General features: G+C 71.9%; 22 protein-coding genes. 12 read left to right on the top strand and 10 right to left on the bottom strand.

The genetic code is table 11. The features are described from left to right. Positions 1 to 92: 92 nt before the first annotated feature. The 3 genes from ACFT32_RS19985 (at position 93) to ACFT32_RS19975 (ending at position 2764) form a co-directional block, all read left to right on the top strand. Positions 93 to 1688: an MDR family MFS transporter gene (locus ACFT32_RS19985; RefSeq protein ID WP_382490827.1), complete on the top strand. Its 1596-nt coding sequence runs from the start codon at positions 93 to 95 to the stop codon at positions 1686 to 1688. A 131-nt stretch (positions 1689 to 1819) separates the two neighbouring features. Further along, positions 1820 to 2254 (top strand): helix-turn-helix transcriptional regulator, encoded by a 435-nt coding sequence (locus ACFT32_RS19980; protein ID WP_382490824.1) that lies wholly within the window; start codon positions 1820 to 1822, stop codon positions 2252 to 2254. 63 nt (positions 2255 to 2317) lie between these two features. Continuing rightward, the gene (locus ACFT32_RS19975) at positions 2318 to 2764 is read left to right on the top strand and encodes a VOC family protein (RefSeq protein ID WP_382490821.1); all 447 of its coding nucleotides are present in this window, start codon (positions 2318 to 2320) and stop codon (positions 2762 to 2764) included. Between the two features lie 46 nt (positions 2765 to 2810). Here ACFT32_RS19975 and cseC read toward each other — a convergent pair whose 3' ends face one another. The 5 genes from cseC to ACFT32_RS19950 form a co-directional block, all read right to left on the bottom strand. Further along, positions 2811 to 4166, bottom strand: a complete 1356-nt coding sequence (gene cseC, locus ACFT32_RS19970) for a two-component system sensor histidine kinase CseC (RefSeq protein WP_382490818.1) — start codon at positions 4164 to 4166, stop codon at positions 2811 to 2813. 9 nt (positions 4167 to 4175) lie between these two features. Further along, a complete protein-coding gene (gene cseB, locus ACFT32_RS19965; protein ID WP_382490815.1) occupies positions 4176 to 4877 on the bottom strand; it encodes a two-component system response regulator CseB in 702 nt (233 codons plus the stop codon). 152 nt (positions 4878 to 5029) lie between these two features. Continuing rightward, positions 5030 to 5686 carry a hypothetical protein gene (locus tag ACFT32_RS19960; protein ID WP_382490812.1) on the bottom strand — a complete coding sequence of 219 codons (657 nt, stop codon included), beginning with the start codon at positions 5684 to 5686 and terminating at the stop codon, positions 5030 to 5032. After that, positions 5674 to 6213, bottom strand: coding sequence for a SigE family RNA polymerase sigma factor (locus ACFT32_RS19955; RefSeq protein WP_030251439.1), 540 nt, complete (start codon positions 6211 to 6213; stop codon positions 5674 to 5676). The genes ACFT32_RS19960 and ACFT32_RS19955 overlap by 13 nt, the downstream gene beginning before the upstream one ends. Positions 6214 to 6495: 282 nt before the next feature. Next, positions 6496 to 7437 carry an A/G-specific adenine glycosylase gene (locus ACFT32_RS19950; RefSeq protein WP_382490808.1) on the bottom strand — a complete coding sequence of 314 codons (942 nt, stop codon included), beginning with the start codon at positions 7435 to 7437 and terminating at the stop codon, positions 6496 to 6498. Positions 7438 to 7568: 131 nt separating this feature from the next. Here ACFT32_RS19950 and ACFT32_RS19945 point away from each other — a divergent pair, with 131 nt between their 5' ends. Together ACFT32_RS19945 and ACFT32_RS19940 are read left to right on the top strand one after the other, a co-directional pair. Beyond that, the gene (locus ACFT32_RS19945; RefSeq protein ID WP_382490806.1) at positions 7569 to 9146 is read left to right on the top strand and encodes a sensor histidine kinase; all 1578 of its coding nucleotides are present in this window, start codon (positions 7569 to 7571) and stop codon (positions 9144 to 9146) included. Next, positions 9143 to 9799 carry a response regulator gene (locus tag ACFT32_RS19940; RefSeq protein WP_382490803.1) on the top strand — a complete coding sequence of 219 codons (657 nt, stop codon included), beginning with the start codon at positions 9143 to 9145 and terminating at the stop codon, positions 9797 to 9799. Before ACFT32_RS19945 ends, ACFT32_RS19940 begins: the two co-directional genes overlap by 4 nt. 12 nt (positions 9800 to 9811) lie before the next feature. Here the strand turns inward: ACFT32_RS19940 and ACFT32_RS19935 are convergent, their stop codons facing one another. After that, positions 9812 to 10453 (bottom strand): phosphatase PAP2 family protein, encoded by a 642-nt coding sequence (locus tag ACFT32_RS19935; RefSeq protein WP_382490800.1) that lies wholly within the window; start codon positions 10451 to 10453, stop codon positions 9812 to 9814. A 175-nt stretch (positions 10454 to 10628) separates the two neighbouring features. Between ACFT32_RS19935 and ACFT32_RS19930 the strand changes: the two genes are divergently transcribed. After that, positions 10629 to 11528: a hypothetical protein gene (locus ACFT32_RS19930; protein ID WP_382490798.1), complete on the top strand. Its 900-nt coding sequence runs from the start codon at positions 10629 to 10631 to the stop codon at positions 11526 to 11528. A gap of 94 nt (positions 11529 to 11622) precedes the next feature. On the opposite strand, the gene disA is transcribed toward ACFT32_RS19930, so the two are convergent. Together disA and radA are read right to left on the bottom strand one after the other, a co-directional pair. Beyond that, positions 11623 to 12747, bottom strand: a complete 1125-nt coding sequence (gene disA / locus ACFT32_RS19925) for a DNA integrity scanning diadenylate cyclase DisA (protein ID WP_215119785.1) — start codon at positions 12745 to 12747, stop codon at positions 11623 to 11625. 80 nt (positions 12748 to 12827) lie between these two features. Beyond that, a complete protein-coding gene (radA, locus tag ACFT32_RS19920) occupies positions 12828 to 14237 on the bottom strand; it encodes a DNA repair protein RadA (RefSeq protein ID WP_382490794.1) in 1410 nt (469 codons plus the stop codon). Positions 14238 to 14433: 196 nt separating this feature from the next. On the opposite strand from radA, the gene ACFT32_RS19915 reads away from it, so the two are divergent. After that, a complete protein-coding gene (locus ACFT32_RS19915) occupies positions 14434 to 16137 on the top strand; it encodes a hypothetical protein (RefSeq protein WP_382490791.1) in 1704 nt (567 codons plus the stop codon). Between the two features lie 7 nt (positions 16138 to 16144). On the opposite strand, the gene ACFT32_RS19910 is transcribed toward ACFT32_RS19915, so the two are convergent. After that, entirely contained in the window at positions 16145 to 16945 is an 801-nt protein-coding gene (locus ACFT32_RS19910) for a hypothetical protein (protein ID WP_382490790.1), read from the bottom strand. Between the two features lie 71 nt (positions 16946 to 17016). Between ACFT32_RS19910 and ACFT32_RS19905 the strand changes: the two genes are divergently transcribed. The 4 genes from ACFT32_RS19905 to ilvD all read left to right on the top strand — a co-directional run bounded on the left by ACFT32_RS19905 (position 17017) and on the right by ilvD (position 21534). Then, on the top strand, positions 17017 to 17949 hold the full coding sequence (locus tag ACFT32_RS19905; protein WP_382490787.1) for a Ppx/GppA family phosphatase: 933 nt from the start codon (positions 17017 to 17019) through the stop codon (positions 17947 to 17949). Between the two features lie 119 nt (positions 17950 to 18068). After that, complete coding sequence (locus ACFT32_RS19900) at positions 18069 to 18893, top strand: sugar phosphate isomerase/epimerase family protein (protein WP_382490784.1); 825 nt, start codon at positions 18069 to 18071, stop codon at positions 18891 to 18893. Further along, entirely contained in the window at positions 18890 to 19540 is a 651-nt protein-coding gene (locus ACFT32_RS19895; protein WP_382490781.1) for a TetR family transcriptional regulator, read from the top strand. Before ACFT32_RS19900 ends, ACFT32_RS19895 begins: the two co-directional genes overlap by 4 nt. A 140-nt stretch (positions 19541 to 19680) precedes the next feature. Next, positions 19681 to 21534: a dihydroxy-acid dehydratase gene (ilvD, locus tag ACFT32_RS19890; RefSeq protein WP_382490778.1), complete on the top strand. Its 1854-nt coding sequence runs from the start codon at positions 19681 to 19683 to the stop codon at positions 21532 to 21534. A gap of 50 nt (positions 21535 to 21584) precedes the next feature. On the opposite strand, the gene ACFT32_RS19885 is transcribed toward ilvD, so the two are convergent. After that, positions 21585 to 23711 (bottom strand): PQQ-binding-like beta-propeller repeat protein, encoded by a 2127-nt coding sequence (locus ACFT32_RS19885; RefSeq protein ID WP_382490775.1) that lies wholly within the window; start codon positions 23709 to 23711, stop codon positions 21585 to 21587. A 181-nt stretch (positions 23712 to 23892) separates the two neighbouring features. Between ACFT32_RS19885 and ACFT32_RS19880 the strand changes: the two genes are divergently transcribed. Beyond that, positions 23893 to 24213, top strand: a complete 321-nt coding sequence (locus ACFT32_RS19880; protein WP_382490772.1) for an SH3 domain-containing protein — start codon at positions 23893 to 23895, stop codon at positions 24211 to 24213. The last annotated feature ends 236 nt before the right edge of the window (positions 24214 to 24449 follow it).

Genomic DNA, 24449 nt, shown 5'->3' with positions numbered 1-24449 from the left:
ACTTGACGCCCGGCTAGTTCCGGAGCTAACTTCCGAGTGTAGTCACTAGCCGGTCGGCAAGTAAGTAGCGGTAGCTGGGGGAGTGGGAAGCGATGGCGGACACGACGGACACACCGGCGGTCGACGCCGGCAGCGGGGAGAAACAGCCGAGGAGCGTGCGGGTCGTCCTGCTCGCGCTGATGATCGCGATGATGCTCGCGATGCTCGACAACATGATCATCGGTACGGCGATGCCGACGATCGTCGGTGAGCTGGGCGGGCTCGAACACCTCTCCTGGGTCGTCACCGCCTACACGCTCGCGACCGCGGCCTCCACCCCGCTGTGGGGCAAGCTCGGCGACATGTACGGCCGCAAGGGCACGTTCATGACGTCCATCGTGGTCTTCCTGATCGGCTCGGCGCTCAGCGGCATGGCCCAGAACATGGGCGAGCTGATCGGCTTCCGTGCCGTCCAGGGCCTCGGCGCCGGCGGTCTGATGGTCGGCGTCATGGCGATCATCGGCGACCTGATCCCGCCCCGGGAGCGCGGCAAGTACCAGGGCATGATGGCCGGCGTCATGGCGCTGGCGATGATCGGCGGTCCGCTGGTCGGCGGCACCATCACCGACAACTGGGGCTGGCGCTGGGCCTTCTACATCAACCTGCCGCTCGGCGTCATAGCGCTGGCCGCCGTCAGTGTCGTCCTGCACCTGCCGAAGAAGCGGTCCGAGGCGCGGATCGACTACCTGGGCGCCGCGCTGCTGACCGTCGGCATCACCGCGATCGTGCTCGTCACCACCTGGGGCGGCACGGAGTACGCCTGGAGCTCCGCCCGGATCATGGAGCTGATCGGCATCGGGGTCGCCGCGCTCGTCGGGTTCGTGTTCTGGCAGACGAAGGCCGCCGAGCCGATCGTGCCGCTGCACATCTTCCGCAGCCGCAACTTCACGCTGATGTCGGTCATCGGCTTCATCACCGGCTTCGTGATGTTCGGGGCCACGCTCTTCCTGCCGCTCTACCAGCAGTCCGTGCAGGGCGCCTCCGCTACCAACTCCGGGCTGCTGCTCCTGCCGATGCTCGGTGCGATGCTCGTCACGTCGATGGTCGCCGGGCGCGTCACCACGAACACCGGCAAGTACAAGATCTTCCCGGTCCTCGGCAGCGTCCTGATGATCGTCGGCCTCTACCTGCTCTCCACGATGGACACGGGCACCTCCCGCTTCACCTCCGGCGTCTTCATGGCCGTGGTCGGGCTGGGCATGGGCTGTCTGATGCAGATCACCATGCTGGTCGCGCAGAACAGCGTCGAGATGAAGGACATGGGCGTCGCGTCCTCGTCCACCACGCTCTTCCGCACCCTCGGCTCCTCCTTCGGTGTCGCGATCATGGGCGCGCTGTTCAACAACCGCGTCCAGGACGTCATGGCCGAGCGGGCCGGCGCGCTGGGCTCCAAGGTGACCGAGCAGTCGGCGCAGCTCGACGCGAAGAGCCTGGAGAAGTTGCCGGTGCTGGCCCGCGAGGCGTACCAGCACGCGGTCTCCGCCGGCACCCACTCGGCGTTCCTGCTCGGAGCCGTGGTGGCGGTGGTCGCGCTCGCGGCGGCGGTGTTCGTGAAGGAGGTGCCGCTGAAGGGCGCGGGACCGAAGACGTCGGACGACGACAAGACGGACGGCCCGGCCGCGCAGACGCCGGTCGTCGAGACGGTCTGACCTGCTCCAGCTCTCTCTGGACTCCTCCAGCTCCTGACGAAGGCCCCGGACGGGACACCCAGCCGGGGCCTTCGCCTTGCCGGGGCGCGAGGCCGGTGCCGCTGTCAGACCCCCGTGCCACCATCGACGTCATGGACAAGACGCGGCAGCTGCGGCTCGCCAAGGACGCCATGGACCGGGACTGGGCCGATCCCGGGCTGGACCTGGACACCGTCGCCGCGCACGCCGGGTACTCGCGGTATCACTTCATCCGTGCCTTCAAGGAGGCCTACGGCGAGACCCCCGGCCAGTACCTCACTCACCGCCGCATAGAACGCGCCGAGGACCTGCTGCGTACGGCGAACCTGTCCGTCACGGAGATCTGCCACCTGGTCGGCTTCAGCAGCGTCGGCACGTTCTCGGCCCGCTTCAAGACCTGGACCGGCCTCACCCCCAGCGAGTACCGCACCAAGCACGTCGGCAGGGGAGCCGCCCTCATCCCCGGCTGCTACGCCATGCTCTGGGCCGGCGGCTTCCGCTCCGCGCCCGGCGCCGGCAAGGAGCGCAATTCCGGAGAAGCGGGCTGACACCCCCGCTGCCTACCGTGGCAGGGCACACCCGAACCGGCCGCCGAGCAGCAGGAGCACGCCATGATCAAGGGTCTCGCCATCTCCACCGTCTGGGTCCTCGACCAGGACCGGGCCAAGGAGTTCTACACCGAAAAACTGGGCCTGGAGGTCCGTACGGACATGACCATGGGCGAGGGCGGCATGCGCTGGCTCACCGTCGGCTCACCGAAGCAGCCCGACGTCGAACTCACCCTGATGGTGCCCGGCGGCCCCGCGATGGACCCCGAGTCCGCCGAGATGGTCAGGAAGCTGGTGACGAAGGGAGCGCTCGGCGCGGGCGTCCTGACCACCGACGACATCCACGGCGACTACAAGAAGCTCAAGGACCGCGGCGTGGAGTTCCTCCAGGAGCCGCAGGAGCGCCCGTACGGCACGGAGGCGCTGTTCCGCGACGACTCCGGCAACTGGTTCTCCTTCACCCAGCCCCGCGAAGGCGGACTCGACATGGACCAGGACTGGTCCTGCTGATCCGCGAAAACCGGGTCCGCGAAAGCCCATCCGCGAGAACCGGGCTCTACGACTCCGACCCCGGCAGCATCGGATAGCTCCCCGTGTTCGTCGGCGCGTGCTCCGGCAGCCACAGCACGGCCACCGCACCCTCGGCCGGCAGGTGCTCCGGCGTCCCGGGCGTGCGGACGTTGCGGAAGGTCAGCCGGGCGCCCAGCACCCGGGCCTGTCCGGCCGCGATGGTCAGGCCGAGGCCGTGGCCGTGGCCGGCCCGGTCCTTGCTGCCGGTGCGGAAGCGGCTCGGCCCCTCGGCGAGCAGGTCCTCGGGGAAGCCCGGGCCGTGGTCGCGGACCCGGATGACCCGGCCCTCGACGGTGACCTCGATGGGCGGCTTGCCGTGCCGGGCCGCGTTGGCCAGGAGATTGAACAGGACCCGCTCCAGGCGCCGCGGGTCGGTCGTGACCTCCGACTCGTGCACGACGCGCACCTCGATGGCCGGGTCCTTGGCCGTCACCCGCCGGGCGACGAACTCGCCCAGCATGATGTCCTGCAGCTCCGCCCGCTCCGAGGCCCCGTCCAGCCGGGCCACCTCCAGCACGTCCTCCACGAGGGTGCGCATGGCCTTCGCCCGGTCCAGTACCAGCTCGGTCGGGCGTCCCGGCGGCAGCAGCTCGGCCGCGGTCAGCAGCCCGGTCACCGGCGTGCGCAGCTCGTGCGCGATGTCGGCGGTCACCCGGCGCTCCGCCTCGATGCGCTGCCGCAGCGTGTCCGCCATGGCGTCCACCGCGCTCGCCAGGTCGTCGGTCTCGTCCCGGACGACCCCGCCCATGGCGTCCCGCACCCGCACGTCCGTCTCGCCGCCCGCGAGCTGGTGGGCCGCGACGGCCGCCTTGCGCAGCCGCCGCGACAGATGCCCGCCGATGAGCACGCCGAGCGCGCTGCCGCCGAGGACGACCGCGATGGACCCGATGAGCAGGGCCTGGTCGAGGTCCTGAAGGATGTCCGAGCTGCGGTCGGTGAAGCCCGAGTGCAGGGACATCACATGCCCGTTCTTCAGCGGCACGGCGGCCCATATGTCGGGCGAGCCACCCGGCCGGTCCGCCACATAGGTCGCCCGCTGGCCCACCTCGACCCGGTCCCGCAGCGCCTCCGGCAGATCCGGGTCGTCGATCTTGGTGTTGGGGAAGTTCATCCGCCCGGACAGCTCGAAGTTGCGCTGGGCGATCATGATGCGCTCGTCGGCGAGATCGCGCGCGTTGTCCAGCATCGACACCCGCGCGGCGTTGTGCACGACCAGGCTCAGCGCGATCGCCACCAGCGCGCCGACCAGCGCGATGGCCGCGCTCAGCTTCCATCTGAGGCCCGTACGGATCCCCGCGCGCTCCACGCCCGCGGCGACCAGGCGCCGGAAATGCCCCCTCATAACCCCTGCTCAGGCCTTCAACTTGTAGCCGAAACCACGGACCGTCTCGATACGGTCCTGGCCGATCTTCTGCCGCAGCCGCTGCACATGCACATCGACGACCCGGGTGTCCCCGCCCCAGCCGTAGTCCCACACCCGCTCCAGCAGCTTGTCGCGGGAAAGCACCGTGCCCGGCGCCGAGGAGAACTCCAGCAGCAGCCGCATCTCGGTCGGCGTCAACGCCACCGGCTGCCCGGCCCGGCGGACCTCCATACCCTCGGTGTCGACCTCCAGGTCCCCGAAGGCCAGCATCCCGCCGCTCGCCGGGGCGTCCGGCTCCTCGGCCCGGCCGCCGCCGGCGTGCCCGAAGCGGCGCAGCACCGCGCGGATCCGGGCGACCAGCACGGCCCCGTCGAACGGCTTGGTCACATAGTCGTCGGCACCCGCCTCCAGGCCCAGCACCACGTCGATGGAGTCGGCCCGCGCCGACAGCATGATGACCGGCACGGTCGACTCGTCCCGGATACGGCGGCACAGGCTGACCCCGTCGAGGCCGGGAACCATGACGTCCAGCAGCGCGATGTCGGGGCGGTCCGTCCGGAACGCCTCCAGGCCCGACAGTCCGTCGGGCATCGCGGTGACCACGAAGCCGTCCCGTTCCAGGGCGAGCTGTGTGGCCTCGCGGATGACGTCGTCGTCCTCGACGAACAGAACGTGGGTCTGGTCTGCCATCCCGGTGCTCTCAGTCCTCGTGTGGGTCGTGGGGGTGCGTACTTCTCAGGAGACGCACGGTCCGTCCTCTCAGGGGACGCACGGTCCGTGCATCGCGTTCACCCATGGATCGGTCCGAGCGGCCCGATCGGTTCACGCACGCCGCGCCCGCGTCAGCTCGCGGGCACCGGCGACGGGCTGTCGCCGACGACCTTGCCGTAGTCGTTGTGCGTGCGGTACTTCTCGCTGAACCGGCCGGAAGCCCATCTGTACGTGATCACGTTCTCCCCGGAGGGGCTCGACACCGGGTCGCCCTTGTCGTACACCTGCTTGGTCACCACCAGGTCGCCGCGGTCGATCTCCGCGTAGACCGGGGGTTCCTCGGCCTTGAACACATTCTCGTACGAGCCGTCCCGCTCGCGATACACGTAGCTGCCGATGCCCACCGCGTCACCGCAGGTCAGCACATTGACGACGACATCGTCGGCCGACCCGCCGGTCAGATTGCCGTAGGACACGTCGACGGGATACTCGTCGGCCACGCACGGCTTCAGCTCGCGCTTCACCTCGGGTGAGACCTTGGGGTCGTCCTTGACTAGCCGGACCGCGTTCACGGTGTCGGGCGTCTTGGACGGGGAGGCCGAGGGTGTGGCGGCGGAGGCGCCCGCCACCGCGTCGGCGTGCGCCGGGCCCTCGTCACGCGCGCCGGTGCCGCCGGCGCCGCACCCGGACACGAAAAGGGCGAGGGCGGTGACCACGGCCGATGCCGTGCTCACCGCCTGGATGCTGCCCCGGGTCCGTGCAGACCCCTCGCCGGTCAGGCCGCGCACCGCTCCCGCTCCTCACGCTCCAGCGCGCGTGCGTCCAGATCGCGGGACTCCAGCTCCTCGCGGAGCCGGGCGAGCGCCCGGTGCAGCGTGCTCTTGACCGTTCCGGCCGACATACCGAGGGCGGCGGCCGTCTCCTCCGTGGACATCTGCTCCCAGTGTCGCAGCACGACGACACTGCGCTGCTTCGGGGCGAGGACCTTCAGGATGTCCATCAGCAGGGCGCGGTCCGCGTGCTGCTCGGTGGCGTCGTCGACCGAGGCGTCCGGGAGCTGCTCGGTCGGGACCTCCTCCAGCTTGCGGGCCCGCCACCACTCCGTCCGCGTGTTGATCATGACCCGGCGCAGGTAGGCGTCCGCGAGACGCTTGTCCTCGATGGTCTCCCAGCGGCCGTAGGTCCGTACCAGCGCCGTCTGCAGCAGATCCTGTGCGTCCGTCGGGTCCGGGACCAGGCGGCGAGCACTGCGCAGCAGTGCGTCCTGCCGGGTGCGGACGTACTCCTCGAACTCGAGCACCTCGCCCTGCGCCATGGTGAACCGCCTCCCGTTTCCCCGTTCGGGCCGGCTCCCCGCCGCCCGTGCACTGCCTGTGTTCCTTGGTCGTCCCGTGTCTTCCGGGAACGCATTTGAAGGTACGGAGGCGTTGTCACGGCGCTGTCCGAAGCAGCCTGCGGCTAGCACTCGGCTGTCCGTCGGTTGTGTAACGGAAGTCGGAACGGGGTACAGCGATGGGGGTGTTGAGGCCGCTATGGGGTGATTTGTCCACCCTGTGTCGCCGTTACGGGAGACCCATGGCTGTGATCTGCCTGTACATCAGGTCAGCGGCAGCCGGTACATCCCGCCCGCCAGCGGCTCCACCAAGCCGTCGGCGACCAGGCCGTCCAGGGCACGGGCCCGCTGCACCGGCTCGTGCCACACGCGGTCCAGTGCCGCCTGCGGAACCGGGGCGTGGGCCTCCCGCAGCACGGCGAGCAGCCGCCCGCGGACCTGCCGGTCGGTGCCCGCGTACGTCTGGCCGCGGCGCGGCGGACCGTCGTGCTCCGGCTTGCCCGCCAGCCGCCACGCGCACTGCGCGGCGATCGGGCAGCGGTGGCACGACTCGCTCTTCGCCGTGCACACCAGCGCGCCCAGCTCCATGGAGGCGGCGGCCCAGCGGGCGGCGGTCGACTCTTCCTCGGGGAGGAGCGCGCGGGCCAGTTTGCGCTCGGCGGCGGTGGTGGCGTTCGGCGGGTACTGCACGCCGGTGACCGCGCGGGCGAACACCCGGCGCACATTGGTGTCCAGCACCGGGTGGCGCTGCCCGTAGGCGAAGGACGCGACGGCGGCGGCCGTGTACTCGCCGATGCCGGGCAGTGCCAGCAACTGGGCGTGGTCGGCCGGTACGTCACCGCCGTGCCGTTCCGTTATGGCGACGGCGGCGCCGTGCAGCCGCAGCGCGCGGCGCGGGTAGCCGAGCCGGCCCCAGGCGCGGACGGCCTCGCCGGGCGCCTCCTTGGCCAGGTCGGCGGGGCGCGGCCAGCGGGCCAGCCACTGCTCATAGACGGGCAGGACGCGGTTCACCGGCGTCTGCTGGAGCATGAACTCACTGACCATCACGCCCCACGCCCCGGCCTCGGGGCGCCGCCACGGCAGGTCGCGGGCGTTGTCGTCGAACCAGTCGATGACGGGGGAGTGCAGGTCCTCGCCCTGGGGCGGGCCGGACGCGGTGTCGGTGGGGCCGGGGCTGGTGCGCGGGGTGTTCGTGGGAGCAGTCATGGCCATTCGATCCTGCCACGCGGGAGCCGCGAATCGGGCACACCGCGACCCGAGAGGGCGAGGTACCTGACGATCGGTACCTGACGATCGGCAGCAGTGCCGCCCCGCCGTCCGCCGATAGCGTCGGCCGAATGGAACGATCTCGTTCGGCGCGGCTCGCCCGGGGCGCCCTCCTCTGGGCCGCCCTCGCCCTCCCCGCGCTCACGGCGGACCGGATCGGGCTGAACGAGCCTCGCACGGTCTGGCAGCAGGCCGCCGGTGTGGCGGCGCTGGCCGCGGCGGCCGGCCTGTCCCGGCGGCTGCCGCTCGCCGCCTTCGGGCTGGCGGCCACCCTGAGCCTGACCGCCGCCCCGGCCCTGTTCACCGTCTCCTACGGCCCGGCCCTCGGCGTGTTCGCGCTGCTCCTCGGCCTGCGGGCGGCCCGGGCCCGCCCCGCGGTGCTGGGCTTCGCCGCCGTCGGCTGTGCGGGCACCGCGCGGATCGTGCTCGCCGGGGTCGACCCGGCCCCCGAGTGGCTGGTCATGACGGGCACGCTGCTCTTCGGCTGTGTCTTCCCCTGGCTCGGCGGGCGCTACTGGCGGCAGAGCCGAGAGCTGGCCGCGGAGGGCTGGCTGCGGGCGGCCCGGCTGGAGGACGAGCAGCGCCTCGCCGAGGAACGCGCCCGGCTGCGCGAACGCTCGCGGATCGCCCAGGACATGCACGACTCCCTCGGCCACGAGCTGAGCCTCATCGCCCTGCGCGCGGGCGCCCTCCAGGTCGCTCCCGGCCTCGCCGGCGAACACCGGGCGGCGGCGGCCGAACTGCGCGGGGCGGCAGCCGACGCCACGGACCGGCTGCACCGCATCATCGGCGTCCTGCGCGAGGACGACGAGCCGGTGCCGCTGACCCCCGCGGGCGAGACCCTGGAACAACTCGTAGCCCGCGCAGCGGAGTCCGGCCTCCAGGTCCGCTGGGAGCAGCCCGCCGGCCGGCGCCCGACCGCGGCACCCGGAGGCCTCGCCGAACGGCTGCTGTACCGCGTGGCCCGTGAGGCGCTGACCAACGCGACACGGCACGCACCGGGCGCCCCTGTGGTCGTGGCGGTGACCGGGCGGGCCGAGGGGACGTCCGTCACCGTCACCAACGGCCCGTCCACCGAGCCCAGTTCCCGGCCCTCCGGTGGCGGCACCGGCCTGCTCGGGCTGCGGACCGCCGTGACCGCCGTCGGCGGGGAGTTCGAGGCGGGCCCGCAGGGGGAGGGCTACCGCGTCCGGGCGTACGTCCCCGCACAGCAGACCGCGACCAGACCGGCACGCCTCGCCCCCTCTCCGCTCACCCACGCCCGCCGCCGGGTCGCCATGGCCCTCGGCACGGCCGCCGCCACGGGCGTCGCCCTCGTCGGAGCCGCCTTCGGCTGGTACGCGTACGTGGAGAAGCACTCGGTGCTCGCACCCGCCGCCTACGCGAAACTGCGCCTGGGCGCCCCGGCCGCCGATGTCGAGCGCGTCCTGCCCGAACGGGACGTGAACGACCCGCCCGCCGAGCGGGCGGCCACACCGGCACCGGAGAGCGCCGACTGCCGTTACTACCGGGCGAGCGGCGAGCTGTTCGTCTCCGTCGACCACTTCAGACTGTGTTTCGCCGCCGGGCGGCTCGTCGCCAAGGACGTGGTCCCGCGCGCCGGCCGGTCCGGCGAAGGCCAGGAGAATTACGAGGAGTTCTCACAATGATCCGCGTGCTGCTGGCCGACGACGAGGCGATGGTGCGGGCCGGGGTGCGCGCCATCCTGGGCAGCGGCGGCGAGACGGAGGTCGTCGCCGAGGCGGGCGACGGCCGCGAGGCGGTCGAGCTGGCCCGCGCCCACCGCCCGGACGTGGCCCTGCTCGACATCCGCATGCTGCGCCTGGACGGCCTGACGGCGGCGGAGGAGATCGTACGGACCGTGCCCGGCACGGCCGTCGCGATGCTCACCACCTTCTCCGAGGGCGCCTACGTCACCCGCGCCCTCGGCGGCGGCGCCACCGGTTTCCTGCTGAAGTCCGGGGACCCGTACGAACTGATCGCCGGCGTACGGGCGGTGGCCGCGGGCGCCGCGTTCCTGTCGCCGAAGGTGGCCCGGTACGTCATCGACGAGGGCCTCGGCGGCGGCCGGCTCACCCGCGAGGCACAGGCACGCGCCCGCGTGTCCGTCCTGAGCCCCCGCGAACGCGAGGTGCTCGGCCTGGTCGGCGCCGGCCTGTCCAACCCGGAGATCGCCGCCCGGCTGCATCTCGTCGAGGGCACGGTGAAGGCGTATGTCAGCGCGGTCCTGGACCGGCTGGGCGTGCGCAACCGCGTGCAGGCGGCGATCGTGGCGTACGAGGCGGGACTGGTCGAACCGTGACGCCCCGTCGGCTCAGGGCCGCGCGTGCGTCCCGTACGACCGTACGGGCGCCGGGCCCGGCCCAGTGACCCATCGCGCGGCCGGTGCCGTCGAACCGCGCATCGCCCCGGCCAGCCGAGTCATCGGACCCGTGCCCAGCCGTACGGCGACGAGGGCGACGAGCGTGCCGAGGCCCAGCCCCGCGACCACGTCGTGCGGATAGTGCACGCCGACGAAGACCCGGGAGAAGGCCATCAGCAGGGCGAGCGGGGCCGTCAGCCACAGGAGGGTGCGCCGGACCAGGGCCAGGGCGACGGCCGCGGCGCCCGCGATCGTGGCGTGGTTGGACGGGAACGACCAGTCGCCGTGCGGCGGACACTCGGCCAGGGACGCCGCCGCCCCGGCGACCGCCCGGCACGGACGCTCCTGCGTGACGGCCGACTTGAGCACCTCACTGCACACATACGCCACAGCCGTGGCCAGAGGTGCAAGGGCCGCTATCGCGAACGCGTGGGGGGTGTCACGGCGGGCACGCCACCAGGCGGCGGCGAACAGCAGGACGAAGACCAGCAGTCCGGCCTCCGTCCATAATCCGGCCCCGTGCTGTATCCACACCGGGGAGTCGTCGGCGAAGTCGGTGATGTCGCGGTAGAGCGCGCTGCTCTCGAAGTCCATGGTCACGGACGGTAGGTGGCGGACCGATCCCGTCACACCCAGCGATCGTCGGGTGCCGTATCTGACGAAAGACAGGGGTGAGACGGCTGCTTCCGGCATGATGATCCGGAAAAGTTGTGAGCCTGAGCGGCGGGTGGGACCGGCGAACGCTCCGATCTCTCGTAAGGTTTGCGCCGTGGGATCTCTGCGCAATCCGGTCGGGCCGCTCCCCTCCTCCATCTACTGGCGTCGGAGGGTCGTACTGGTGTCCGTGGCTGCCCTGTTGGCGCTGCTGACCACCTGGCTCGTGACGATGGGCGGCGAAGGCGGCAAGGACGGCGACAACGGCGCCAACGGCAAGAATCCCGCGCCCTCCATCACTCCCGGCCCGTCGAGTTCGGGTCCGGCGATCAGCCAAGCGCCCGGCGGGCGCGACGAGTCGGGCGACGAGGGCTCCGGCGGCTCGTCGTCCGGGTCCGGGGCGGGGTCCGGCGGCGGTTCCGGTGACGGCTCGGGCGGTGGAGCAGGGGACGGTTCCGGCACGGGCTCCGGCGGCGTTTCCGGCTCCGGCGGGTCCGAGGGATCGAGCGGTTCGATCGGTTCGGGCGGCTCCGGCGGTGCCGGTGGCTACGACGGCGGTACCACGGTGGGCGGCGTCGGCGCGGGCGACACGCTGCCCGCCGGTTCCATGCTGCCCAACTGCACCGCGAGCATGGTCAAGTTCAGCCTGCGCAGCCAGCACAACAACTACGACCCCGAGCAGACGCCCACGTTCCTGCTGACCGCGCGGAACATCTCCGGCCACGACTGCAAGATCGATCTCGGGCCGAAGAACGCGGTGTTCACGATCACCGAGGCGAGCGCCGACGATGGCTACTGGTCCTCCAAGGACTGCCCCAGGGTCGCCGGCAGCCGGCTGTACCGCGTGCCCGCGGGCAGCGGCATCACCTACGCCCTGAAGTGGGACCGCAAGCCCAGCGTCCCCGAGTGCGCCACGCCTCCCTCCGGCTCGGCCGGGGCGGGCACGTACCTGGTGGAAGCCAAGGCCCCGGGCTACGCGAAGGTGCAGACGTCGTTCGTCCTGAAGAACGATTAGCCGCTTGTCGTTCAGTCGGCCGCCAGGCCTTCATGTGTGAGGGGGGTGTTCCCGACCGGGAACACCCCCCTCACACATCAGCGTGCGCCGAAGGCTAGACGTACCGCTCCAGGATCGAGGACTCCGCCAGCCGCGACAGGCCCTCCCGCACGCTGCGCGCCCGGGCCTCGCCCACGCCGTCCACCGTCTGGAGATCGTCGACGCTCGCGGCGAGCAGCTTCTGCAGGCCGCCGAAGTGCTCCACGAGACGGTCGATGATCGCGCCGGGGAGCCGGGGCACCTTGGCGAGGAGGCGGAAGCCGCGCGGGGAAACCGCCGAGTCCAGCGTCTCGGGCGAGCCCGTGTAGCCCAACGCCCGTGCCACGATGGGCAGTTCGAGCAGCTCGGCGTGGGTGAGGGCGTCGAGCTCGGCCAGGGCCTCGTCGACCGTACGGGACCGCTTGGCGGTCGGCTCGGGGACGTAGTCCCGGACGACCAGCTCGCGCTCGGGCTCCACGCCGGCGATCAGCTCGTCGAGCTGGAGGGCCAGCAGACGCCCGTCGGTGCCGAGCTCCACCACGTACTCGGCGATCTCCGTGGCGATGCGGCGCACCATCTCCAGGCGCTGGGCGACCGCCGAGACGTCCCGGACGGTCACCAGGTCCTCGATCTCCAGCGCCGACAGCGTGCCCGCGACCTCGTCGAGGCGGAGCTTGTAGCGCTCCAGGGTGGCGAGGGCCTGGTTGGCGCGGGACAGGATCGCCGCCGAGTCCTCCAGGACACGGCGCTGGCCGTCGACGTACAGGGCGATCAGCCGCATCGACTGGGAGACCGAGACCACCGGGAAGCCGACCTGCCTGCTGACGCGGTCCGCGGTGCGGTGCCGGGTGCCGGTCTCCTCCGTGGGGATCGTCGGGTCCGGGACCAGCTGCACGCCCGCGCGCAGGATCTTCGACAGGTCCGAGGACAGCACGATGCCGCCGTCCAGCTTGCACAGCTCGCGCAGCCGGGTCGCGGTGAACTCGACGTCCAGCACGAAGCCGCCGCTGCACAGCGCCTCGACCGTCTTGTCGGAGCCCAGCACGATGAGACCGCCGGTGTTGCCCCGGAGCACGCGCTCCAGGCCGTCACGCAGGGCGGTTCCGGGTGCCACGGCGCTCAGTGAAGCGCGCATCAGGCCATCGGTACCGGCACTCCCACCGGATTTTCCGGGAGCTGCTGCCCGGTCGTTGGCTGCCACTGCACTCCTCCGGTCGCAGGTTCTGGGGCGCCCCGTGTCGCACACTTGGTTCGCACGGACGGGCGAGACCTGGGCAAAGTCTACCGGCGACCCTCCTCGTCCCGTGGGGCCTCTCTGCGACGGGAGCGGGGAAGGACCCGCAGCGCGTCCCCTATGTCCGAGACTTCCAGAACCTTCATACCCGCGGGGATCTTGCCCGGGTCGCCCGGTACCAGGGCGTGTGTGAAGCCCAGACGGTGGGCTTCCGCCAGCCTGCGCTGCACGCCCGTGACCCGTCTCACCTCGCCGGCGAGACCGACTTCCCCGATCGCGACCAGGTTCTTGGGGAGAGGTGTGTCACTCGCCGCGCTCGCCAGGGCGAGGGCGACGGCCAGATCCGCCGCGGGCTCCGAGAGCTTCACGCCGCCGACCGTCGCGGAGTAGATGTCCCGCTTGCCCAAGGCGCTGATCCGCCCGCGCTGTTCCAGCACCGCCAGCATCATCGAGACGCGGGAGGTCTCCAGGCCCGAGGTGGTGCGGCGCGGGGAGGGGATCTGCGAGTCGACCGTGAGGGCCTGGACCTCGGCGACCAGCGGGCGGCGGCCCTCCAGGGTGACGGTCAGGCAGGTGCCCGGGACCGGTTCGGCCCGACGCGTCAGGAAAAGTCCGCTCGGGTCCGCGAGGCCCGTGATGCCCTCGTCGTGCAGTTCGAAGCAGCCGACCTCGTCGGTGGTGCCGTAGCGGTTCTTGACGCCTCGGACGAGGCGGAGGCGGGCGTGCCGGTCGCCCTCGAAGGACAGGACGACGTCCACGAGGTGCTCCAGCAGGCGCGGGCCCGCGATCGCGCCGTCCTTGGTGACATGGCCCACCAGCAGGGTGGACATGCCGCGCTCCTTGGAGGCCCGGATGAGCGCCCCCGCGACCTCCCGCACCTGGGCCATGCCGCCGGGCGCGCCGTCGATCTCGGGGGAGGCCACCGTCTGCACCGAGTCCATGATCAGCAGCGACGGCTTCACCGCGTCCAAGTGGCCCAGCACCGCGGCCAGGTCCGTCTCGGCCGCCAGGTACAGGTGGTCGTCGATGGCGCCGATGCGGTCGGCGCGCAGCCGGACCTGGCTCGCCGACTCCTCGCCCGTGACGTACAGCGTGCGGTGCTCGTCGCTCGCGGACTTGGCCGCCACGTCGAGCAGGAGCGTCGACTTGCCGACGCCCGGCTCGCCCGCGACCAGCACCACCGCGCCGGGGACCAGCCCTCCGCCGAGCACGCGGTCCAGCTCGGGCACGCCGGTGGGGCGGGCGGTGGCCTGGCGCCCGTCCACCTGGCCGATGGGCAGGGCGGAGGTGGTGACCCGGCCCGGTGCCGTCGTACGCACCGCGGGCGTGCCGTACTCCTCGACCGTCCCCCAGGCCTGACACTCGGGGCAGCGGCCGAGCCACTTCGCCGTCTGCCACCCGCACTCCGTGCAGCGGTAGGACGGACGGTCCTTGGTGGTCTTCGTACGGGCAGCCATGGACGAAACCGTAGCCGCAGCCACTGACAGCGCGGGGACCGGAGGGCGCGGCCGACTGCGCGCCAGGGCCCCGCCACCCCGCGCCAGCGTCGGAACAACTGGTTCCTGTCCCCTATTGAGGGATCGTTTCACCCGTACGGATTAAATGTGCTCAAGCCGCCGGAAGGTAACACTCCCGGCCCCCTACGGTCGCCGAATGACGAGCAGTACGCCGGAGATCTCGACCCGCTCGGCCGGCGCCCACCGGGCGCACCGGGAAGCGCGTGACCGCGGTGCGGCGCGCACGCTGGTGCAGCGGCCGCCCGCGCGCTACGAGCCCTACCTGGACGGCCTGTTCACCTACTGCCTGTCCGTGCTGTGCGACCACGACGCCGCGACCGCCGCCCTGGGCGACGTCCTCGCGCTCGCCGAACGCCGCGGCAGGCACGTCCCCGAGGCGCCCGCGGACCGCAGGGCCTGGCTGTACGCGCTGGCCCGCTGGGCGTGCCTGCGGGGGCTGGCCGAGGCCAAGCAGAAACGTACGAGCAGCCACGCTGCGGGCCGCACACGGCGCGCCGAACCCCCGGCCGCCCCGGCCCTCTCCGAGGAGGTCCAGGAGCGGCGGCGCGGCGAACTGGCCCTGCTGGCCTGGCCGGAGGCCGCCGGCACCACCCCGGAGCAGCGCGAGGCGCTCGAACTGGCCGTGCGCCACCACCTCGCCGCCCACGAGGTCGCCGCCGTCCTCGGCATGGACCTCGCCGCCACCCGCGACCTGCTCGCCTCCGCCGCCTGCGAGGTCGAACGCACGCGCGCCGCCCTCGCCGTGGTGGAGACCGGGGCGTGTCCGAGCGTCGCCCACCTCGTCGGTGACGACCGGCTCGTGCTCGGCACGGCCCTGCGCCGCGAACTCGTCCGGCACGTCGACGACTGTCCGCGCTGCCGACGCACCGCCGAGCGCGCCATCCCCGGCCGCTGGCCCGGCACCAGCGTCACGCCCGCCGCGCTGCCCGTCCTGCCGGCGCCCCTCGCCGCCCTGCACGTGGCCATGGCCCACCCGCCACGCGCGCGTGGCGCCGCACCCCGCTTCGACCGGCGCGGCTATCCGATGGACCCCAAGGACCGCGCCGCCCGCAGGGACCGCCTCCGCGCGCGTGCCGTCACCACGACCGTCGTCGCCACCGTCGTGGCCGCCCCCGTGCTCGCCCTGTGGGCCGCCTACCGGGGCACCCCCGTGGGCGAGGCCCAGGACGGCCGCTCCGCCTCCGCGCTCGAGGTGGACGACCCGCTCGGCCTGGACGGCGAGATGGCGGGCGGCGGCTACGAGAACACCGGCAACGCGAGCACCAGACCCGGCCCCCGCTTCGGAAAGAACGGCAAGGCCGACGTGTCCGTGGAGGTCATCGGCGTCGCCGTCGCCGGCCGCGCGAGCACCCTGGACGTCACGGCGGACAACACGGGCGACACCACCCTGATCACCCTCACCGCCACGGGCCCGGCCCCGGTCCGCTGGTCCGCCTCCACGGGAGCCGACTGGCTCTACCTCAGCCAGTCCTCGGGAACGCTACGGCCCGGCGAGTCGTTGACGATCAAGGTGTACGTCGACCATCTGCGGGAGCCCTCCGGCCCCTGGCGCGCGCAGGTGGCGGTGGCACCCGTCGGCGCCGCCGTCCACATCGAGGGCTTCGGCACCGCGCCCACCCCCGCCGATCCCGGCCCCGGCCCGGATCCCCACCCCAGCGACCCGCAACCGCACCAGCCCGACCCGACGCCCACGACCTCGGCGCCGGACCCCGACCCGACGCCGACCACCCCGCCCCCGTCACCCGACCCGGACCCGACGCAAACGGCCCCGGACCCGGACCCGACGGACTCGGGGCCCCCGCCCTCGGAAGGCGACGACCCGAGCCCGGCCACGGCATAGACGCAGGTCAGTCCAGAGGATCCGCCGGATGCGGCGCCAGCAGCGGCAGCTGCGAGGCCAGCCGCTCCTCGCACAGCTCGACCAGCCGGTCGTAGCCCGCCTTGCCCATCAGCTCGATCAGCTCCGGACGGTAGGACACGTACACCGGGTCGCCCGCGCCGTGCGCCGAGGTCGCCGACGTGCACCACCAGTGCAGGTCATGGCCGCCCGGACCCCAGCCGCGGCGGTCGTACTCACCGATCGACACCTGCAGCACCCGCGTGTCGTCGGGCCGGTCGATCCACTCGTACGTCCGCCGCACCGGCAGCTGCCAGCACACGTCCGGCTTGGTCTCCAGCGGCTCGCGGCCCTCCTTCAGGGCGAGGATGTGCAGCGAGCAGCCCGCGCCGCCCTTGAAGCCGGGCCGGTTCTGGAAGATGCACGACCCCTGGAAGGGCCGCGTCTGCCGGTCGCCGTCCTCGTCCTCGGAGACCCAGCCGCTGCTCGTGCCCTCGGCGTGGTTCTGCCAGATGTCCGGCGTGAGCCTCGCCACATGCCCGGCGACCCGCTTCTCGTCGTCCTCGTCGGAGAAGTGGGCACCCAGCGTGCAGCACCCGTCGTCCGCGCGGCCTGCCTGGATGCCCTGGCAGCCGCTGCCGAAGATGCAGTTCCAGCGAGAGGTCAGCCATGTCAGATCGCAGCGGAAGACCTGCTCGTCGTCCGCCGGATCAGGAAACTCCACCCACGCGCGGGCGAAGTCGAGGCCCTTTTCGTCGGACACCGCGGCACCCGATGATTTGTCGCGTTTCGCCTTTTTCGTCTTTGGCACAGGTCCAGGGTACGGGCCTTGTACCCACACCGAGGACGGCGGACGGCACGGCTGGCAGTAGCGTTCCGTACATGAGACTCGGTGTCCTCGACGTGGGATCGAACACGGTGCATCTGCTCGTGGTGGACGCGCATCCCGGCGCGTGCCCGTTGCCCGCGCACTCGCACAAGGCGGAACTGCGCCTCGCCCAGCTTCTCGACGACGACGGCGCGATCGGCCCGCACGGCGTCGACCAACTGGTCTCGGTCGTCCAGGAGGCGCTCCAGGCCGCCGAGGACAAGGGCGTCGAGGATCTGCTGCCGTTCGCCACCTCCGCCGTACGCGAGGCCCGCAACGCCGATGACGTCCTCGCGCGTGTGCGCGCGGAGACCGGCGTCGAGCTCCAGGTCCTCACCGGCGCGGAGGAGGCCCGTCTCACGTTCCTCGCCGCCCGCCGCTGGTTCGGCTGGTCGGCCGGGAAACTGCTGGTCCTGGACATCGGCGGCGGCTCCCTCGAGATCGCCTACGGCATCGACGAGGAGCCCGACGCGGCCGTCTCGCTGCCGCTCGGCGCGGGCCGCCTCACCTCGGGCTGGCTGCCCGGCGACCCGCCCTCCCAGGACGACGTCCGCGCCCTGCGCCGCCATGTACGCACCGAGATCGCTCGCACGGTCGGCGAGTTCAGCCGTATCGGTTCTCCTGACCACGTCGTGGCCACGTCCAAGACCTTCAAGCAGCTGGCCCGTATCGCCGGCGCCGCCCGCTCCGCCGAGGGCCCCTACGTCCAGCGCGAGCTCAAGCGGGAGTCCCTGGAGGCCTGGGTCCCGAGGCTGGCCGGCATGACGGAGGCGGAACGGGCCGAGCTGCCGGGTGTCTCGGAGGGCCGTGCGAACCAGCTCCTGGCCGGTGCACTGGTCGCCGAGGGCGCGATGGACCTGTTCGGCGTCGAGCGCGTGGAGATCTGCCCGTGGGCGCTGCGGGAGGGCGTGATCCTGCGGCGCCTGGACCACATGGAGTCCGCGTAGGAGAGCATTGGAGTCCGCGTAAGAGAGCTGCGAAGGACATGCACCCCCGCCGTGGCAAACACCACAACGGCGAAGAGGCCCCCCGCCCCGCCCCGACCACACCCCGTAATCTGTCCTGCATGGCAGAGCCAGCCGTAAAGATCCCGGACGCGAAGGTCGCCCTGTCGACGGCCTCGGTCTACCCGGAGTCGACGGCCACGGCCTTCGAGATCGCCGCACGCCTCGGCTACGACGGAGTCGAGGTCATGGTCTGGACGGACCCCGTGAGCCAGGACATCGAGGCCCTGCGCAGACTCAGCGACTACCACCAGATCCCCGTCCTGGCCGTGCACGCCCCCTGCCTGCTCATCACGCAGCGCGTCTGGTCCACCGACCCCTGGACCAAGCTCCAGCGGGCCCGCGCGGCGGCCGAGAAGCTCGACGCGAGCACCGTCGTCGTGCACCCGCCCTTTCGCTGGCAGCGCCAGTACGCCAGGGACTTCGTCGCGGGCATCTGGCGCATGGCGAACGAGACGGACGTACGGTTCGCCGTCGAGAACATGTACCCCTGGCGCTACCGCGACCGCGAGATGCTCGCGTACGCCCCCGACTGGGACGTGACGAAGGACGACTACCGCCACTTCACGATCGACCTCAGCCACACCGCGACGGCCCGCTCCGACGCGCTGGACATGGTCGACCGCATGGGGGACCGCCTCGGCCACGTCCACCTCGCCGACGGCAGGGGATCCGCCAAGGACGAGCACCTGGTGCCCGGCCGAGGCAACCAGCCCTGTGCCGAGGTGCTGGAGCGGCTCGCCCTGACCGGCTTCGACGGCCATGTCGTCATCGAGGTCAACACCCGCCGCGCCATGTCGAGCGCGGAGCGGGAGGCCGACCTGGCGGAGGCGCTGGCCTTCACGCGCCTGCACCTGGCCTCGGCGGTGAAGGTGCCGCGACGATGAACGACGGGCCCTCCGGCGGACCCCCGGCCGGAACCGGAACCGGAACCGGCACCACCGCCCGCCGCCGGGGCCGCCCCCCGCGCGCGGAGTCGGCCGACACCCGGGACCGCATCCTGGCCGCCGCCCGCGAGGAGTTCTCCGAGCGCGGTTACGAGAAGACGTCCGTGCGCGGCATCGCCAAGGCGGCCGGGGTCGACCCGGCCCTCGTGCACCACTACTTCGGGACGAAGGAACAGGTCTTCGAGGCGGCGATCACCCAGTCCTTCGCCCCCGCCATGGAGGCACCGAAGGCCATCGAGGAGGGCCCGCTCGACGGCGTGGGGGAGCGCCTGGTCCGCTTCTTCCTCGGCATCTGGGAGAACCCGGCGACCCGCGCGCCCCTGCTCGCCATCGTCCGCTCCGCCGTCACCAACGAGACCGCGGCGGCCGTCTTCCGCCGGATCGTCGCCACCCAGGTGCTGCGCCGCATCGCCGGCCGCCTGGACCTCCCGGACGCCGAACTGCGCGCCGAGCTCGCCGCCGCCCAGCTCGTGGGCACGGCCATGCTGCGCTACGTCATCAAGGTCGAACCCCTGGCCTCGGCGGACCCGGAACTGATCATCGCGCGGCTGGCCCCGGTCGTACAGGGCCATCTCACCGGGCCCTGACCCGCCGAACACAGCCGTCGACCGAGACAGTCATCCCGCATTTCGGACACGCCGTCCCGCCTTCTGGATGACCGGCGTACGCTCGTAGCAGTCAGAAATCTCCGAATCCTCTGACGCCGTCTCTGAAGGAGCGAGCGACGATGCCCGAGCTGAGGTCCCGCACAGTCACCCACGGCCGCAACATGGCGGGCGCCCGCGCCCTTATGCGGGCCTCCGGTGTACCGGGTGCGGACATCGGCCGCAAGCCGATCATCGCGGTCGCCAACAGCTTCACCGAGTTCGTGCCGGGCCACACCCACCTCCAGCCGGTCGGCCGGATCGTCAGCGAGGCGATCGTCGAGGCCGGCGGCATCCCGCGCGAGTTCAACACCATCGCGGTGGACGACGGCATCGCCATGGGCCACGGCGGCATGCTGTACAGCCTCCCCTCCCGGGACCTCATCGCGGACTCGGTCGAGTACATGGTCGAGGCCCACTGCGCCGACGCCCTGATCTGCATCTCCAACTGCGACAAGATCACCCCGGGCATGCTGAACGCGGCTCTGCGCCTCAACATCCCGACGGTCTTCGTCTCCGGCGGCCCGATGGAGTCCGGCCGCGCCACGCTGGTCGACGGCACGGTCCGCACGCTGGACCTGGTCGACGCGATCTCCGACGCGGTGAACGACAAGATCTCGGACGAGGACATCCTCCGTATCGAGGAGAACGCCTGTCCGACCTGCGGCTCGTGTTCCGGCATGTTCACCGCCAACTCGATGAACTGCCTCACCGAGGCCATCGGCCTCTCCCTGCCCGGCAACGGCTCGGTCCTGGCCACGCACACCGCGCGCAAGCAGCTCTACGTCGACGCGGCGAACACGGTCATGGACATCACCCGCCGCTACTACGAGCAGGACGACGACACCGTCCTGCCGCGCAATGTCGCCACCTTCGCCGCCTTCGAGAACGCGATGGCCCTCGACATCGCCATGGGCGGCTCGACCAACACGATCCTGCACCTGCTGGCCGCGGCCCAGGAGGCCGGCGTCCCCTTCGGTCTGGAGGAGATCAACGAGGTCTCCCGCCGCGTCCCCTGCCTCGCCAAGGTCGCCCCGAACGTCGCCAAGAACCGCACGTACTACATGGAGGACGTGCACCGCGCCGGCGGCATCCCCGCCCTCCTCGGCGAACTGCACCGCGGCGGCCTGCTCAACGAGGACGTGCACTCGGTCCACAGCCCGACCCTGGCCGACTGGCTGAAGACCTGGGACGTGCGCGGCGGCTCCCCGTCCCCCGAGGCCCTGGAGCTGTGGCACGCGGCCCCCGGCTGCGTCCGCTCCGCCGAGGCCTTCTCCCAGTCCGAGCGCTGGGAGGCCCTCGACGAGGACGCCGAGGGCGGCTGCATCCGCTCCGTCGAGCACGCGTACTCCAAGGACGGCGGCCTCGCGGTCCTCAAGGGCAACCTCGCGGTCGACGGCTGCGTGGTGAAGACGGCCGGCGTCGACGAGTCGATCTGGACCTTCGAGGGCCCGGCGGTCGTCTGCGAGTCGCAGGAGGAGGCCGTCGAGAAGATCCTGCTGAAACAGATCACGGAGGGCGACGTCGTCGTCATCCGCTACGAGGGCCCCAAGGGCGGCCCCGGCATGCAGGAGATGCTCTACCCGACCTCGTACCTGAAGGGCCGCGGCCTCGGCAAGGCCTGCGCCCTGATCACCGACGGCCGCTTCTCCGGCGGCACCTCCGGCCTCTCCATCGGGCACGCCTCGCCCGAGGCGGCCGGCGGCGGCACCATCGCCCTCGTCGAGGACGGCGACCGCATCCGCATCGACATCCCGAACCGCACCATCGAGCTCCTCGTCGACGACGCCGAACTGGCCCGCCGCGAGAAGGCGCTGAACGGCGTCTACGCCCCGAAGAACCGCGAGCGCAAGGTCTCCGCCGCCCTGCGCGCCTACGCCGCGATGGCGACCAGCGCGGACAAGGGCGCCGTCCGGGACGTGTCGAAGCTCGGCTGAGCACTCTCTCGAAGGGGCCGTCTCAGGGAGGCGGCCCCTTCCCGTATCCGCTACCAGGCGGACGGATCCCGCCCGTCCACGGCGAAGACGGTGCCGTCCGGAGCACCGGTGTAGACACGGCCGTCCACGACCACGGGCGTCGGCAGCGTGGCCGGAACCCGGTCCGACTGGCCGCTCAGCCGTGGCGAGGTCTGCCCGACGAGCTTCCCGCGCCGCGCGTCGACGGCGAGCAGCCGGCCGTCCGGCGTGGTGACGTACACATACCGATCGCCGGCGACGGGCACGGACCCCCTGGCCACACCGGTCTGCAGGCTCCACAACTGCTTGCGCGCCTTCAGATCGACAGCGACCAGCCCTCCGCCCTCCGCCATCAGATGGACGACGTCCCCACGCACACTGCCCTGAACCCCCTGCAACGGGATGCGCAACGGCACACGCTCGCTCTTCCGTCCCTCCGGGCTGTACCGGACCACGGCCCGCGCCTCTCCGCGCACGGCATCGACCGAGACGAACACGACCGACCCGTCCTCGCTGCCGATCGGCTCCAAGGCCCCTTCCAGCCGCGCGTCCCACCGCACCTCGCCCGTGCCCGGGTCCACCGCGGTGACCGTCGTACCGGCGCCGTCACCGGACACGGTCGCCGCGTACGCCAGCGGATCACCCGGGAACGCCACGAAGTACGGCACGTCCTGCCCCGGGATCGACTGACTCCACTTCACGTCCCCGGAGGCACTGTCCACACCGGTGACCGTGCCGTCGGAGGCGGTGAGCAGCACCATCCCGCCCACCTCCTGCACCCCGCCGGACATGGACATGTTCTGCCGCCGCACCACATCACCCGAGTCGGGATCGAGCAGGGTCAGCCGCTGCCCATGGCCGAGCTCGGCCGGCACCAGGCCACCCGACACGACCGGAGCCCCACTCGGCGGCCCGTCGGCGGCGATCCCCTCCAGTGAGTACTTCCACAGCAGACGCCCGTCAGCGGGATCCAGAGCGAAGACCAGCCCGCTCTGCGCGCAGAGCAACTTCCGGGCCGCGTAAGAACACAGAGGAGTGCCCGTCCCGGACAACGGCGTAGCCGCCCACCCCGTGAAGGCGGCAGCCGTGGTCCGCGGTGCGCTGACCGCGGGCGCCGGACCGGGACCGCCCCCGACCAGGGGCACCGCCGCCAGCGCGCCGACGACGGCCAGCCCCAGCGCACCGGCACCGAGAGCGGCCCGCTTCCCGAGGCGCAGCCTGGACCGGCGCGGAGCCCCGACGGCCGGCGGCTCATCCGCACTCGGCACCTCACCCGCGTCCGGCGTCTCCTCCACACGCTGCGCCGGTATGAACACCTGCGTGTCGTACGAGGCCGCCACCGACCGCAGTTCCCGCATCAACTCGTCGGGCGAGGGCCGGTCCTCGGGCTCCTTCGCGAGACACCGCAGCACCAGCGGCGCCAGCTGTTCCGGTACACCGTCCAACTCGGGCTCGTCGTGCACGACCTGGTACGCGACGACGTAAGGGCTGTCGGAGTCGAACGGCCCCCGCCCGGTGGCCGCGTGCACCATCACGGACCCGAGCGCGAAGACATCGGCGGCGGGCCCCACTTCCCGGGGCCGCCGGAACTGCTCGGGCGCCATGAACGGCGGCGTACCGATCAGCTTCCCGGTCTCGGTCCGCAACTCGCTGTCCTTTGGCCGGGAAATGCCGAAGTCGATGACCTTCGGCCCGTCCTCGGCGAGCAGGACATTGCTCGGCTTCAGGTCCCGGTGCACGACCCCGACCCGGTGGATGTCGCGCAGCGCCTCGGCGAGCCCGGCCATCAGCCGCCGCAACTGGGCCGGAGCCAAGGGCCCGTTCCGCTTCACCTCCTGGGCCAGCGTCGGACCCGGGATGAACAGCGTGGCCATCCAGGGCCGCCCGGCCTCGGGATCGGCATCCACCACAGGCGCGGTAAAGGCGCCGCTGACCCGCCGGGCCGCGGCCACCTCCTGCCGGAAACGCCCCCGGAACTCGGGGTCCTCGGCGAACTGCGCGTGCACGACCTTCACGGCCACCTTCATCCCGGAGGTGCTCCGGGCCAGATGCACGACACCCATGCCGCCCGAACCCAGACACTCCTCGAGCCGGTAGTGACCGGCATGTTCAGGAAGTTCCGCTTCCGGGCCCGCTCCGGCGTTTCCCTGCGCCGCCATGGAACCACCCCCGTGCTGTTCGTTCGCGCGCGCGACGCACGGAGCCTAGTCGATGACTCGTACGAGACAGAGGCGGCTTGCTAGCCTCCGCTGGCGAATCATGCACAAGTGTTTGATGGCGTGATTCAGGGGAATCAACGGGACCCCATGGCTGCCATGGGGTCAACGGGGGAGGTTTTTCATGTCTGTAGAGCCTGTCGAACAGGTCAAGCGCAGTACCGGCATGCCGGTGGTCACCACACTGGCCGCCGCGGCCACGTACTACTCGATCGCACCCGGCATCCGTCTCAACGTCCGCAGCGGCCCCGGCACGGGCTACCCGATCGTCAGGACCCTGTCGGAAGGCGCCCGGGTCGCCATCCACTGCCAGACACCCGGCACCCGCGTCACGGGCCCGTACGGCACGACGACCATCTGGGACAACATCGCGAGCGGCCAGTACATCTCGGACGCCTACGTGAACACAGGCAGCGACGGCTACATCCGCCCCCGCTGCTCCTGACCCGCACCACCCGCCCGCGTGCGGCCCGCCCCCACTGCGGGCCGCCCGCGGCCGGCGTGAGCCACAACGCGCCCGCACCCGCCGGCTCACGGAAGGGGCGGTGTCGGGACGTGCCCGCACCCGCGTACGGCGAGAAGGGGACGTGTCGGGGGGTGTCCGCCCGCAGCGGTTGTCGCGTCAACGAACAGTCAGTCGGCGTCCAACCCCATCGCGACGTTCCGAGGACGGACACCCCC

Origin of the sequence: Streptomyces sp. NPDC057002 (assembly GCF_042673825.1) — a bacterium.
In the GTDB taxonomy this organism is placed as follows: domain Bacteria; phylum Actinomycetota; class Actinomycetes; order Streptomycetales; family Streptomycetaceae; genus Streptomyces.
Note: the sequence above shows the minus strand (reverse complement) of the source record. Positions and strands in the feature narration are given on the sequence as shown.